Origin of the sequence: Microcoleus harperi Pol14_C6, from assembly GCF_036701295.1 — a bacterium.
GTDB lineage: Bacteria > Cyanobacteriota > Cyanobacteriia > Cyanobacteriales > Microcoleaceae > Microcoleus.
This window is the reverse complement of the sequence record NZ_JAUBQN010000018.1, coordinates 12,001-26,231: the sequence shown is the minus strand read 5'-3', so window position 1 is coordinate 26,231 and position 14,231 is coordinate 12,001. Positions and strand designations below refer to the sequence as shown.

11 protein-coding genes are annotated in these 14,231 nt (G+C 48.1%); 9 read left to right on the top strand and 2 right to left on the bottom strand.

Annotated elements, in window-relative coordinates; translation table 11 throughout:
- Positions 1–55 precede the first annotated feature (55 nt).
- The 5 genes from groES (at position 56) to QUA27_RS14170 (ending at position 5,355) form a co-directional block, all read left to right on the top strand.
- Positions 56–367: a co-chaperone GroES gene (gene groES / locus QUA27_RS14190; RefSeq protein ID WP_006633072.1), complete on the top strand. Its 312-nt coding sequence runs from the start codon at positions 56–58 to the stop codon at positions 365–367.
- A 138-nt stretch (positions 368–505) separates the two neighbouring features.
- The gene (gene groL / locus QUA27_RS14185) at positions 506–2,149 is read left to right on the top strand and encodes a chaperonin GroEL (protein WP_015174510.1); all 1,644 of its coding nucleotides are present in this window, start codon (positions 506–508) and stop codon (positions 2,147–2,149) included.
- Positions 2,150–2,389: 240 nt separating this feature from the next.
- Positions 2,390–4,090, top strand: a complete 1,701-nt coding sequence (locus tag QUA27_RS14180; RefSeq protein WP_333068659.1) for a DUF262 domain-containing protein — start codon at positions 2,390–2,392, stop codon at positions 4,088–4,090.
- A 177-nt stretch (positions 4,091–4,267) separates the two neighbouring features.
- Complete coding sequence (locus tag QUA27_RS14175; protein ID WP_333068657.1) at positions 4,268–4,930, top strand: glutathione S-transferase family protein; 663 nt, start codon at positions 4,268–4,270, stop codon at positions 4,928–4,930.
- A complete protein-coding gene (locus QUA27_RS14170; RefSeq protein ID WP_333068656.1) occupies positions 4,927–5,355 on the top strand; it encodes a hypothetical protein in 429 nt (142 codons plus the stop codon). Before QUA27_RS14175 ends, QUA27_RS14170 begins: the two co-directional genes overlap by 4 nt.
- 259 nt (positions 5,356–5,614) lie before the next feature.
- Here the strand turns inward: QUA27_RS14170 and QUA27_RS14165 are convergent, their stop codons facing one another.
- Positions 5,615–6,550 (bottom strand): SH3 domain-containing protein, encoded by a 936-nt coding sequence (locus QUA27_RS14165; protein WP_333068655.1) that lies wholly within the window; start codon positions 6,548–6,550, stop codon positions 5,615–5,617.
- 458 nt (positions 6,551–7,008) lie between these two features.
- On the opposite strand from QUA27_RS14165, the gene QUA27_RS14160 reads away from it, so the two are divergent.
- A complete protein-coding gene (locus tag QUA27_RS14160) occupies positions 7,009–7,134 on the top strand; it encodes a hypothetical protein (protein ID WP_333068654.1) in 126 nt (41 codons plus the stop codon).
- Between the two features lie 66 nt (positions 7,135–7,200).
- Here QUA27_RS14160 and QUA27_RS14155 read toward each other — a convergent pair whose 3' ends face one another.
- Positions 7,201–7,362 (bottom strand): hypothetical protein, encoded by a 162-nt coding sequence (locus tag QUA27_RS14155; RefSeq protein ID WP_333068653.1) that lies wholly within the window; start codon positions 7,360–7,362, stop codon positions 7,201–7,203.
- Positions 7,363–7,706: 344 nt separating this feature from the next.
- Here QUA27_RS14155 and QUA27_RS14150 point away from each other — a divergent pair, with 344 nt between their 5' ends.
- The 3 genes from QUA27_RS14150 to QUA27_RS14140 all read left to right on the top strand — a co-directional run.
- The gene (locus QUA27_RS14150; protein WP_333068652.1) at positions 7,707–8,588 is read left to right on the top strand and encodes a lysophospholipid acyltransferase family protein; all 882 of its coding nucleotides are present in this window, start codon (positions 7,707–7,709) and stop codon (positions 8,586–8,588) included.
- 455 nt (positions 8,589–9,043) lie between these two features.
- Positions 9,044–9,877 carry a sulfotransferase family protein gene (locus QUA27_RS14145; protein ID WP_333068651.1) on the top strand — a complete coding sequence of 278 codons (834 nt, stop codon included), beginning with the start codon at positions 9,044–9,046 and terminating at the stop codon, positions 9,875–9,877.
- Between the two features lie 55 nt (positions 9,878–9,932).
- A partial coding sequence (locus QUA27_RS14140) for a DUF4347 domain-containing protein (protein WP_333068649.1) occupies positions 9,933–14,231 on the top strand: 4,299 nt, incomplete at its 3' end.

The following is a 14,231-nucleotide window of genomic DNA, read 5'->3' as shown; positions in this document are numbered from 1 at the left end:
TCATCGTGACCCCTGACGACTGACTCACGACAATCTGTAATCTGGAGATTTATTTATGGCAGCAGTATCACTGAGTGTTTCTACCGTTAAACCGTTAGGCGAGCGCGTGTTCGTAAAAGTAAGCGCTAGCGAAGAAAAAACCGCCGGCGGCATCCTTCTGCCCGACACAGCAAAAGAAAAGCCCCAAGTAGGCGAAGTCGCGGCCGTGGGCCCCGGCAAGCGCAACGACGACGGCAGCCGCACTGAAATGGAAGTCAAAGTCGGCGACAAAGTTCTCTACTCGAAGTACGCCGGCACCGACATCAAACTCGGCACAGACGAATACGTCTTGCTTGCAGAAAAAGACATTCTGGCGATCGTTAACTAATTAATCATTAGTCATCAGTCCTTAGTCATCAGTCATTAGTTTAAAGCGAACGCCGCCAAACAACTAATGACACGGGACAAATGACTAAAATCCATAATCCCCAATCCAAAATCTCAAACCCTCAAATCCCCAAAAACTATGGCTAAGCGTATCATCTACAACGAAAATGCACGTCGCGCCCTCGAACGCGGTATGGACATTCTGGCCGAAGCAGTGGCCGTAACCCTCGGCCCCAAAGGCCGTAACGTGGTTCTCGAAAAGAAATTCGGAGCTCCTCAGATCGTCAATGACGGTGTTACCATCGCCAAAGAAATCGAACTAGAAGACCACGTAGAAAATACAGGCGTTGCCCTGATCCGTCAAGCAGCTTCCAAAACCAACGACGCAGCAGGCGACGGTACCACAACTGCTACCGTTTTGGCTCACGCAATGGTCAAAGAAGGTCTGCGTAACGTAGCAGCCGGCGCAAATGCGATCGCCCTCAAGCGCGGTGTGGACAAAGCAACCACGTTTTTGGTAGAAAAAATTGCCGAACACGCCAAACAAGTAGAAGATTCCAAAGCCATCGCTCAAGTCGGCTCCATCTCTGCTGGTAACGACGATGAAGTCGGTCAAATGATTGCTAACGCAATGGACAAGGTGGGCAAGGAAGGCGTGATTTCCCTGGAAGAAGGGAAGTCTATGACCACCGAATTGGAAATCACCGAAGGGATGCGCTTCGACAAAGGCTACATTTCTCCCTACTTCGTCACTGACACCGAACGGATGGAAGCGATTCTAGAAGAACCTTTCATCTTGCTGACAGACAAGAAAATCGCTTTGGTACAAGATTTAGTACCTGTGCTCGAACAAGTAGCTCGTTCCGGCCGCCCGCTGTTGATCATTGCAGAAGACATTGAGAAAGAAGCTCTAGCTACCCTCGTTGTCAACAAACTGCGCGGTGTGTTGAACGTGACTGCTGTTAAAGCACCCGGTTTTGGCGATCGACGCAAAGCCATGTTAGAAGATATCGCCGTATTGACCGGCGGTCAACTAATCACCGAAGACGCCGGTTTGAAACTGGAAAACACCAAGCTCGACATGATCGGCAAAGCCCGCCGCATCACCATCACCAAAGACAGCACCACAATTGTTGCCGAAGGTAACGAAGCCGCGGTCAAGTCCCGCTGCGAACAAATTCGCCGTCAAATGGACGAAACCGAGTCTTCCTACGACAAGGAGAAGCTGCAAGAACGTTTGGCCAAATTGGCTGGCGGCGTCGCAGTCATCAAAGTCGGCGCGGCTACCGAAACAGAAATGAAGGATCGCAAACTGCGTCTTGAAGATGCGATCAACGCAACCAAAGCTGCTGTCGAAGAAGGAATTGTTCCTGGTGGCGGTACAACTTTGGCTCACCTGACTCCTCAATTAGAAGAGTGGGCTAACAGCAGCCTGAAGGGCGAAGAATTGACCGGTGCTTTGATTGTGGCACGGGCTCTGGCTGCTCCTCTGAAGCGGATTGCTGAAAATGCTGGTTTGAATGGCGCTGTGATTGCTGAGCGCGTCAAAGAAAAGCCGTTTAACGTCGGTTTCAACGCAGCGACAAATGAGTTTGTCGATATGTTTGAAGCTGGTATCGTTGACCCCGCGAAGGTGACTCGTTCTGCTCTGCAAAATGCCGCATCTATTGCTGGTATGGTGCTGACAACTGAGTGCATCGTTGTTGACAAGCCTGAACCGAAGGATGGCGCTGCTGCTGCTGGCGCTGGCGGCGGCATGGGCGGCGGCGACTTCGATTACTAAGTCGATCGTTTGATTACTAATCGCTAATATAACAGGGCGGGCAATAATGTCCGCCCTGTTATATTAGAATAGAAAGTGCTTTTACTGTACGCATGAATTTAACTCTGAAGTGAAATTAACTAAACGCTCAATACAGAATAATTATTCGTACACAAAATAATTAAAATCTCTGTTCAAGCTGCTTCTACATATAATAGAAGCAGCTTTTTACAATTAAAGTAACTTGTATTATTTCGTACTATGGCTCGTACTAACCTCTTAGATACTCGGACTACTAGCTTCGGGGACTTAATCAGCAATGGCAAAATCTATCGAGTACCGCCATTCCAACGCGATTATTCCTGGACGGAGGAGAACTGGGAAGACCTCTGGCAAGATATTTTGATGCTGCACAACAACCTCAGTGTCAGCCATTATATGGGAGCGATCGTTCTGCAAAGCTCCGCTACTGCTGATAAAGAATTTACAGTCATCGACGGTCAACAGCGATTAGCCACTCTCAGCATTATTGCCGTTGCTGTTATTGAAAAAATCCGACGGTTGGTAGAGCAAAATGTTCAGCCTGAAGCCAACCGAGATCGGCAAGAAATTCTCAAGCGTACTTATCTGGGCGATCGAGATCCGCGTTCTCTCCGTTACTCTAGCAAACTATTTTTAAATGAAAATAATGATGATTTTTATCAAAGTAATCTGATCAATCTTAGAAAACCCTTAAATATCCGAGCGCTGTCGAAATCTAATCAACTGTTATGGCAAGCTTTTGATTACTTTTCCAAAGAATTAGAAAAACTGCCTGACATATTTCAGGATGGAGAAAAGCTAACTGCTTTTCTTGGAGATACTGTTGCTCAACGGCTACTTTTTATCCAAATTAGCGTCGAAGATGAATTGAATGCTTACACTGTTTTCGAGACACTGAATGCTAGGGGGTTAGAGCTAACTTCCACCGATTTGTTGAAGAATTACCTTTTCTCACTGTTTCAAGGCCCAGACGATTTAAAAGCGGCGCAGCGACAGTGGAAGCGGATTATTAATATGGTTCAGATGGAGGATTTTCCCGCATTTTTGCGCTACTATCTCAGTCTAAATCATTCCCGAGTGCGGCGCGAGCGCTTATTTAAATTAGTTCGAGAATCTGTCAAAGATGGTCAACAAGCTTTTGACTTGCTTGACAAACTTGAGAATTTCAGCAGCTTATTTGTAGCTCTTGGTAGTCCCAATGATGAATTCTGGCGCGATACTCCACAGAATCAACCATATATTCGCGCGCTGAACTTATTTCGGGTCAAGCAGGTATATCCAACCCTATTTGCTGCTTATCAGAAGTTCTCGCCTGAAGATTTTACCCGCTTGCTAAAGCTTGTAGTTGCTATTTCCTTTCGTTACAGCATCGTTAGCAGCTTGAATCCCAATGAATTAGAATTTCTTTACAATAACGCTGCGCTCGACATTACCAGCGGAAAAATAACGGGTACCCGGCAGGTTTTTGATGCACTGCGTCCGGGCTATGTTAAGGATGAAAAATTTCAGCAGGACTTTTCTTTGCTTTCTATATCTACAAAAAATCAAAAGCGTAAATTAGTTCGTTACATTTTTTGCAACTTAGAGGCAGATGCCTCTGGCATAGAGGTTAATGAAGATAGTTTTTCAATAGAACACATTTTACCTGAAGTACCGACTGATGACTGGCGACAAAATTTTACTGAAATCCAGATAGAGGACATGGTTTACCGTCTTGGTAATTTAACTCTTTTGGAACCTTCTTTTAATCGCGATATTGGACAAAAAAACTATAGGATTAAAGTACAAAAATATCAGCAGAGTGTTTATGCTTTAACAAAGAACATCATGGCAGAAGATTGGACGCCCGACGCGATTGCAGTCCGTCAGAGGCATCTAGCACAGCGTGCGGTTCATATCTGGAAATCTGATTTTTATTGATTTTTAAATCAATTGCTATCTAGGCTTGATCGCGATACAGGTAATGATGTCCTATTGTTGGAGAAGTGCGCTCACTATATTGGCGTGTAAAATTGACTACAGTCTAAATATTTTCAGAAGCGCACTCGACAACTCAATCCTCAACAGCTTACTCTCTCAACAACCAACGCAAGAATCATGAAACTTTACCACACTCCCATTTCCCCCAACTCCCGCCGCGTCTGGATCGCCCTCTTAGAAAAAAACCTCGACTTTGAAGTAGTAGAAATCCACTTGGATGGCGATCACTTGCAGCCTGAATTTGTGGCAATCAATCCTTTTCACCGCATCCCTGTTTTGGTCGATGATGACTTTACTGTCGTCGAGTCTCTAGCAATTCTTGACTATCTAGAAACGAAGTATCCCGAACCGGCAATGCTGCCCAAAGAACCGAAAGATTTGGCAGTTGTGAGGATGGTAGAATTGGTCACGGTTAACGAACTTATACCGCAACTTTACCCCCTAAGCAGTGAAAAAATGGGACGGGGAACTCCCCCAGCGCAGGAAATCGAAAAGGCTAAGGAAAAAGTCGATACTGTGCTGAAATTCTTTGAAGGCTTGCTGGACGATCGCCCTTTTTTCGCTAGCAACACTGTTACCTTTGCCGAGTGCGTTGCCGGCACCGTCGTGCCCTTGCTATCTTGGGGTGGTGTGTCCCTAGACGGCTATCCTAAAATTAAAGCTTGGTGCGATCGACTAATCTCGCGTCCCTCATGGCAGCAAACTCAATTCACCGAGGCAGAGTTGGCGGCTTTCGCATCTCGGAGACAAAAATTTCTCGCACAATCTGCAGCCTCATGAACCAATCAATTGTCAAGCGATCGCTCTTTTTCCTAGCTGTTTTCGCCTGCATCCAAATTCCCATCGCAGCAATGGGGCAGCCCGCCGCCCGATCGAACTACGAAGCAATTAACGCTAAACAGTTCCTTGCCGATCGCAAAATTACCGTCTCCAATCCCAAAGATATCGCAGCAAAACTCTTTAGCAGTGACCGAGAATCTGAAGGCAGAAAAAGCGACCAAATTTCGGTTGAATATCCCAGGCGAGAAACAGCGGTAATTGTCCAAACCGTCGTCGGTTTAGCTGACGATTCTGTTGCTGGAATGCGGCACCGCATCGAACTCAGACTCAGGCCAAATAAGTGGGAAATTGTCTGGATTGGCCGACAATCGAAGTGTCAACCAAATCGCGGACACCAAGATTGGGCAAGCGGCATCTGTAGTTAGAAAGGTCGATCGGCTTTTTGCTTAAATTCATTCATCCCGCGTGGGTTGCGAGGAACCAAGCTAGGACTTGACCCTACTCACGAAAAACAGAGGCACAGAAAGATTCGCTACCGCTGCTTCCCGATAGAAATAAGTTATTCATTCGTAAGCCGCAGAAGCAGTCTGGGTTCGGCCTTGTTCCCTGGCTGCGCGACAATCTTAAAACTATTTTTGGTGTCGATCGCTCTTTTAGTCAAAAAGAGCGATCGAACTCAGAAATTTACTTGCACATAATCAAATTTCCAGCCGAGATGAATCCGGGCACAGGGGCTGAAATCTCAACCCAATTGCGATTTTCTCCATTCTTATCTTTCACTAACTGGAAGTTCGGCACAAGCGTTACTTGACCGTTAGCCGCTACACCGCCTTTAACAGCAGAAGTCTTGGAAGGCTCGGTGCGGATAGCTAGACCCCTCGGCGCTACGCGAGGTTCTACTTGGCGGCACAGACTTACCGGACCCGTTGCAGGTGCTGGTGCGGGCGCTGGTGCAGGTGCAGGCGCTGGTGCAGGCGCTGGTGCTGGTGCAGGCGCTGGTGCTGGTGCAGGCGCTGGTGCTGGTGCTGGCGCTGGTGCTGGTGCTGGTGCTGGTGCTGGTGCTGGCGCTGGTGCTGGTGCTGGCGCTGGTGCTGGCGCTGGTGCTGGACTTGGACGCGGTGCCGGTGCAGGTGCCGGTGCTGGTGTCGCAGCAGGTGCGGGTGCGGGTGCCGGACTAGGGGAAGTTTGACTAATTGTGGTGCTGGCTGTCGTGCACGAACCTAAATTAGCCTCGTTGTTGGGGTATCCGCTAGCTACATACCCTTTTACGGGAGCGGTAATTGGAATCCAGAGGCGACCGTCGGAGGCTTTAACTGAAGTAGCGCCCTGGGACAGCGTTACCTGAGTGTTAATTGGTACACCGCCAACTCTAGGGGATTTGGGGTCTGGGTTCTGGCGAACGGTCAAACCTTCTTTGGGAGTGACTTTGCGGCAACTGTTGCCAGCTTGGGCTATTTGAAAGGTGGCACTATCTTCAAATGAAATATTTTCACCATCCTGACTGGCAGTGGATGTTGATGGGGCGGCAACACCGATCGCCTTCGCTTGCACACAGACGGCGGAGAGCGCGATCGCGCCCAGCAATGCAGCGGGTTTATTCCAGCAATTCAAGTTTTTCATCCGTTCAACTCCTCACTTAACCACAATCATTATCTTAATTGCAGGTCAATATAGCAAAAAAATCGATTTGTCTTCCACCAAAAAGCTTTATATAACTTTTTTAGGACCACAAGTCAAGTTTTATTTATATTATTTAATGTTTGGTGAGTTGAGCGAAGACAAATAAAGCTGCTACGCCGATAAATGACTCATTATGGCAGAGCCGGGAAGGGACAAGGCGAGAGTGTCCGAGTCAGGGAATGAGAGAGCCGGAAAGTCAACAGTCAACAGTTAACCGTTTAAATGCGGGACAGTTTGCTAGGAATCCAAGTCATCTGTTGTCCGCCAATATCTTGTCAGGTGTTCGTTAAACTATTTAGCTGTCAGTTGTTGCAGTTGAGTAATATGGGGCTACATCTCAGGTGAATTCTTGGCAGATTCGAGACCGAGATGGTGCTTGAGATGCTGCCAGATTCTGAGTGACAGGCGATTGGCGCGCTCGACCCCATCGTCGTACTGGCGTGTCGGAAGCCGGATACAGTTCTTCGATCTCCACTGTCGATCGTACCTTACTAAAACAAGACTTACGCACTCAAGGGCGTTAAATCAAGGGTTTGAGATTGCTTCACTACATCTTCGGAGAGAAAATCGTAGTACGTGCGTCAGTCCTCTTAAAATTGTGGCAAACAGCACCAATCGCTAGCCTTGACCCGATGGCTGGCGTCAATTTGATAAAATCTTCCAAAACGGAAACTTATCGGCTTGAGACACAGTTGTGTTTTTGTCGCTAAAGCCGCCCCGCCATCAGCGACAGTTGCTGTAGCTGTTTGCAAACGGTTTGGTTCCTGTGGAGACAACCAGCACAAAACCTCCGAACAAAACCAGCCCGCTCAAATCAGAAACCAAATATTGGCGCCAATTCTGATTTAATTATATTGCTATAGCAACCGCACTCGATGTTTATGAGGTTTTCACTTACTGAAACTAATGCGGTAAATTCCTTCGGAATGGGAGTATATTAATGATAAAAAAAATCTTTTTTTTCGCAGGGCGAGGGCGATTAGCCCACACACAAGAACAGGAAAAGCCCAACTAATCTCCTCCCTTATTCCTCCTTTCCCAAATAACTCAAGCCTTCTCTCTTCGAGAGTTAGAATTTTCTTCCTTCTGCTATATAATGATCGAAGCGTTAAATATCTTTGCAGTGACAAAAACTACTAACAAAAAAGACGGCAAATCCTCTAAATATCCCTTTGACGGTCTATCTTTAGACGATCGCAATCCCGACTTCATTAAGCTTCTGTTGCCAATCTGGGAATGGCTGTACCGCTACTATTTTCGCGTAGAAAGCGACGGCTGGCACAACGTCCCCGCTCATGGAAAAATGCTCGTTGTCGGTTCTCACAACGGGGGACTCGCCGCTCCCGATATGTTTATGTTCCTATACGAATGGTTCCGCAGGTACGGCACGGAACGCTTGGCCTACGGATTGATGCACCCCACGGTATGGAAGGTTTCCCCAGAGATTGCTAGTATGGGGGTTGAGTGTGGTGCCCTCCAGGCACATCCAAAAATGGCGATCGCAGCTTTGCGGAAAAATGCCGCAGTTCTTGTCTATCCGGGCGGCGCTCAAGATGTTTTTCGCCCCTACCATTTGCGCGATCAAATATACTTTGCGGGGCGCAAGGGATTTATCAAATTAGCATTGCGAGAAGAAGTACCAATTGTACCAATTATATCCCACGGTGCCCACGATACTTTGATAGTTTTGGCAGATTTGTACGAACAAGTTAAGCAATTGCATGAATGGGGTATGCCGTGGTTGTTGGGCATCGATCCGGTGGTATTTCCGGTGTATTTTGGATTGCCTTGGGGATTGGGTATTGGGCCTTTGCCGAACCTGCCTTTACCCGTGCAAATTCGGACTCGCGTGTGCGAACCGATTGTATTTGAGAGGTATGGTTCGGAGGCGGCGCGCGATCGCGATTATGTTGATGCTTGTTTCGATTTAGTTACAACTCAAATGCAAGCACAATTAGATTGTTTGATTGGTAATTGAGAATTGCAGAAGTTCGATCGACCAAAAAACCTTCTTAGATCCCAGAATCCCGGTAGAAGACCCCCCAACGCTTGGGTTGCGGGTTCGGTCAGGACTGATTTTGGTCAAGATTTCTCTGAGCAGACTTTTTTCCAAAGCAATGACCGAGGTTATGATTATTATTGGCCGAGTTCGATTGCACTTTTCTCCCACTCGCGAGTGTATAATCCTAAACTCAGTTGACTGCCATCTACCGCAAGATAGATTTTGCAATAAACTCGGCGGTAATTCCGTAAAGTTATGCAACATCCAACTTAAAGCAGATACCGTCTCAGATGCTGGATGCACTGTCTGGCCTCCAGAGATTATTGAAAGTCAATAGTCTGCAATGATACAGCAAGTAGCAACCGCAAAAGCGATGGCTTTCTTCTCTTCAAATGCCGACTACTTGCCCACCTTAAATATATTCCAACTGGATGCTCCAGAAAGCCCACTTTATCTCGGGATTGCCGCGTTCAGGCTCTACCTTACTAGCAGCCATCCTGCGACAAAACCCCCGGTTTCACGCCGCCATGACTAGCCCCGTGGGGGGTTTAGTAGAGCGAATGTTGGAAGCCATGAGCGAAGACAATGAGTTTTCCACGTTTATTTCGCCTGAACAAAAACGGGCGCTGATTATGAGCATCTTTTCTGCTTACTACCACCCGCAAGTTGATAAAGAAATTGTCTTCGATACCAATCGCCTTTGGTGCAGCAAATTGCCATTAATTCAGGAACTATTTCCGGAAGCGAAAGTCATCTGCTGTGTCAGAAACATCGCTTGGATTATGGACAGCATCGAGCTACTGATTCGGCGTAACGCCTTTGATGTTTCCCGGTTATTTAATAATCCAGCGGAACGGGCTACAGTCTACAGTCGCACGGAGGCATTAAGCCAAGGTTCGCGTTTAGTGGGTTATGCTTATAACGCCCTTAAAGAAGCATTTTACAGCGAACAGAGTGCCTCTCTCCTCTTGGTTGATTACGAGCTATTAACCATAAACCCCGCTAAAACCATGTCGTTGATTTATCAATTTATTGGTGAAGACCATTTTGAGCATGATTTTGATAGTGTTGAATATCAAGAGCCAGAATTTGATAATAAGCTGAAAACACAAGGGTTACATCAGGTGCGACCGCAAGTCGAGTTTAAACCTAGAAAAACCATTTTACCCCCCGATTTGTTTGAGCGATTTGATGGCTTATCTTTTTGGACAGATGCAACATATAGCCGCGCCAGCGCCATTGTAGCGAAAGCAAAATTAACATAGATTTTTGACGAGTATTGAGATCTAAGAGCAAGCAAAAACTATCAGGTAATCTACCGTGAACAACCAAATTATTTTCGTAGACTCATCCGTACTAGACTATCAAAGCCTTATTCAAAACGCCGATGCCGCTCAAATTTTCATTTTAAATAACAATTTGAGCGGCATCGAACAAATTACAAACGCCTTAGCCAATCAAAAAGACATAGAAGCCGTACACATCCTTTCACACGGCAACCAAGGCAGTTTCCAACTCGGTGCCGACGTACTCAATGAGAATGATATAGAAACTTTCAACACTCAGCTAAAACAGTGGGGAAAGGCTCTGACAGAGAACGGAGATATCCTACTTTATGGATGCGATGTAGCCGCCACAGAAACTGGCAATAAATTTGTCAAGCGATTGAGTGAACTCACAGGTGCAGATGTCGCAGCCTCTAACGACTTGACGGGTTCTGCAGCTAAAGGGGGCGACTGGGATTTAGAAATAGTAACGGGTCAGATTGAATCCGCCGTACCGTTTAATCGGCAGGCGATGGAAGATTATGACTATACACTGGCAAATTTTAATGTCACAGTGGCAACCGATGATGGCACGGGCACTGTAGCAGGTACTTTAAGCAAAGCAATTTTAGATGCTAATACCGCAGCCGGAGATGACACAATTACTCTCCAAACAAATGTCACGTTTACGCAAATTCCGAATCAGCTAATCGATAGCAATATCGCTTTTATTGGTGGCGGTTTCACAGTCAGTGGAGATGCCAATAACAGTGGCATCAATGATACGGGTGACGTTCGCCTCTTTTTTGTGAAGTCTGGAACCGTCAGTTTCACCAACATGACCATGAGGGGGGGGCGTGCCCAGGGCGGAGATGGTAATGGTGGGGGCGCAGGTATGGGGGGTGGCTTGTTTGTTTATAACGGTACAGTCAGCCTGAATTCTGTCACCTTTTCTAACAACTCTGCCATTGGCGGAAATGGTGGGGTTGGTAGCACGGGTGGCAGTGCTAATTTTGTGCCTCTCACTCCGGCTAATAATGGTGCCAACCAGACTGGCAGCAACGGTGGCCCCGGTGGCAACGGCGGCACCGCCACCGGCGGCACCGGCACCGGCGGCAACGGCGGCATCGGTGGCAACGGCGGCACCGGCACCGGCGGCAACGGCGGCAACGGTGGCAACGGCGGCACTGGCTACGGTGGCAACGGCGGCTTCGGCGGCGGCGGCGGCACTGGTATCGGTGGCAACGGCGGCTTCGGCGGTGGCAACGGCGCTAATGGCTACGGTGGCAACGGCGGCTTCGGCGGCGGCGGTGGCTTCGGCAGAGGTGGCAACGCAGGCGGAGGTAACTTCGGCGGTAGAAACGGCAGAGGTGGCTACGGCGGCTCCGGCGGCAACGGCAGCGGTGGCTACGGCGGCGGCGGCGGCTACGGCTTCGGCGGCCTCGGTCCCGGAGGTGGTGGCGCAAGTGGCGGCGGCTTCCGCATTAGCAACTACAACGGCGGCGACGGCATGGGGGGTGCAGTATTCATCCGTCAAGGTACTCTCATCCTTAACAGCACCACATTTACCAACAACACTGCTACAGGCGGCATCGCCACCGGCGGCTACGGCCGCTACAGCAACAACGGCAAAGGTGGCAACGGCAAAGGTAAAGGTGGGGCACTTTTTGCCATGCGTTCTCTTTTCAACCGCTATGGTCGCGATCAGGGAATGCCCACCGCACTACCCACTGTCATGTCATTTGGAGCAACTTTCACCGGCAACACCGCTGCCAACCAAGCTGGCGCTCCCGCTGCCAACACCCCCGCCAACGGTCAAGGAATTAACCAAGATAATAACGATGTTTACGGCAGCATCAACACTGCACCCGTCCTTGCCGATACCACCGTCACCCTCACCAACATCCTAGAAGACTCTAGTGCTCCCACTGGCGCTGTCGGCAACCTCATCTCATCTATTGCTGCTATAGGTACAAACATCACCGACCCCGACATTGGCGCAGTGGCAGGCATCGCCATCACCGCCGCCGACACTAACGGCAGTTGGTTTTACACCATAGATGGAGGTACTACTTGGAACGCCTTGGGCGCAGTATCCAATACCAATGCTCGCCTACTCACCGCCAATGCCAATACCCGCATTTACTTCCAACCCAACGCCAACTACAACGGCACCGTCACCAACGGCATCACCTTCCGCGCCTGGGATACGCTCTCTGGCACCAACGGCGGCACCGCTAATAGCAGCACCAACGGCAGTAGCACAGTCTTCAGCACCGCTACCGACACCGCAGCCATCACCGTTACCCCCGTCAACGACAAACCCAGCTTCAGCAACTTAGGCAATCAAACCCTAACAGCTTGGACAAATACAGTTCAAACCGTCAGTAATTGGGTAAATAACGTTACTTTCGGCCCCGGCGATGAAGCCACTCAAACAGTTAGCAACTACACGGTTACTAACACCGACAACACCCTATTTACAACTCAACCAAGTGTAGCAACCAATGGCACGCTGACCTACACTCCCACTGGCAAACCCGGTACTGCCACCGTAACTGTGCAACTGCAAGATAACGGTGGTACGGCGAATGGTGGTGTTGACCTTTCTGACATAGCCACCTTTAATATCACCATTCCCGTACCGAAAGTTAACCTCACTGCCAGCACAAATACTGCCAGCGAAGCCGGGAAAACTGCTATTACCTTTACCGCCACTGCAGAAGGTAACGTCTTCGGCGCTCAAACACTTAACTTAGCATTAACTGGTACTGCTAGCGCTGCTGATTTTACCGCTGCTATGCCCACTCAAATCACGATACCAGATGGAAGTAATACGGGGCAAGTCACCCTAACAGTTAATGATGATTTAATTGCCGAAGGTGTGGAAACAGCTACTTTAACAATTAGCAACCCGTCCACAGGGATAGGATTAGGTACTACTACTAACCAAAGTGTGGCAATTACTGATAATGATAATGCTGGCATTACCATCACACCAACCACAGGATTAACTACTACCGAGGCTGGTGGGAAAGCGACATTTACAGTTCAACTCAACACTCAACCGACGGCAGATGTGACAGTAGGTGTAACCAGCGATAACACCGCCGAAGGAACAGTTTCCCCAACTTCAGTCACTTTCACCTCAGCGAATTGGAATACTCCCCAAACAGTCACCGCAACGGGAGTTGATGACAATCTAGTAGATGGGAATAAAGCCTATAACATTGTCACCGCCGCCGCTACCAGTACCGACACTAATTACAACGGATTTAATCCCACAGATGTCCCGGTGACTAATACCGATAATGACACCGCCGGATTTACAGTTTCCGCCATTAGTGGAAACACCACAGAAGCCGGAGGGAAAGCTACATTTACAGTTCAACTCAACACTCAACCGACGGCAGATGTGACAGTAGGTGTAACCAGCGATAACACCGCCGAAGGAACAGTTTCCCCAACTTCAGTCACTTTCACCTCAGCGAATTGGAATACTCCCCAAACAGTCACCGCAACGGGAGTTGATGACAATCTAGTAGATGGGAATAAAGCCTATAACATTGTCACCGCCGCCGCTACCAGTACGGACACTAATTACAACGGATTTAATCCCACAGATGTCGCGGTGACTAACACCGATAACGACGTAACTCCCTTACCAGAAATTCAAGTTTTAGATGGAACAACAGATATAGTTGATGGTACTGCAAGTGCGATCGACTTGGGCAGTGTCACAGTCGGTGCGACTCTCAACAAAACCTTTACCGTCAAGAATCTTGGTACAGCAGTTTTAAACCTTAGCAACCTGACTTTACCAACCGGATTTAGCATTGTCGGAAATTTACCTGCAACAGTTGCAGCCGCTGGTAGTGCGACTTTGCAAGTTCAAGTAGATACGACAGCAGCCGGAAATAAAACAGGTACGTTGCAATTTGTCAATGATGATACGGATGAAAATCCCTTTGATTTCCCGATTTCAGCATCAGTCACAGCTACACCATTACCAGAAATCCAAGTTTTAGACGGCACAACAGATATAGTTGATGGTACGATAAGTGCGATCGACTTTGGCAGTGCATTAATTGGTGGCACTCTCACCAAAACCTTTACAGTCCAAAATCTCGGTACAGCAGCTTTAAACCTCAGCAACCTTACCCTACCAACTGGATTTAGCTTAGTTGGAAATTTACCGACAACTCTCGCAGCAGGTGCAAGTGCTAACCTGCAAGTTCAAGTCGATACGACAGCAGCAGGAAATAAATCAGGTACGTTGCAATTTGTCAATGATGATACGGATGAAAATCCCTTTGATTTCGCGATTTCAGCATCAGTCACAGCAACTCCTGTA

Excerpts from the sequence above, each read along its gene's own strand:
- groES (WP_006633072.1), top strand. The coding sequence starts at position 56 with ATGGCAGCAGTATCACTGAGTGTTTCTACCGTTAAACCGTTAGGCGAG.
- groL (WP_015174510.1), top strand. The coding sequence starts at position 506 with ATGGCTAAGCGTATCATCTACAACGAAAATGCACGTCGCGCCCTCGAA.
- QUA27_RS14180 (WP_333068659.1), top strand. The coding sequence starts at position 2,390 with ATGGCTCGTACTAACCTCTTAGATACTCGGACTACTAGCTTCGGGGAC.
- QUA27_RS14175 (WP_333068657.1), top strand. The coding sequence starts at position 4,268 with ATGAAACTTTACCACACTCCCATTTCCCCCAACTCCCGCCGCGTCTGG.
- QUA27_RS14170 (WP_333068656.1), top strand. The coding sequence starts at position 4,927 with ATGAACCAATCAATTGTCAAGCGATCGCTCTTTTTCCTAGCTGTTTTC.
- QUA27_RS14165 (WP_333068655.1), bottom strand. The coding sequence starts at position 6,550 with ATGAAAAACTTGAATTGCTGGAATAAACCCGCTGCATTGCTGGGCGCG.
- QUA27_RS14150 (WP_333068652.1), top strand. The coding sequence starts at position 7,707 with ATGATCGAAGCGTTAAATATCTTTGCAGTGACAAAAACTACTAACAAA.
- QUA27_RS14145 (WP_333068651.1), top strand. The coding sequence starts at position 9,044 with ATGCTCCAGAAAGCCCACTTTATCTCGGGATTGCCGCGTTCAGGCTCT.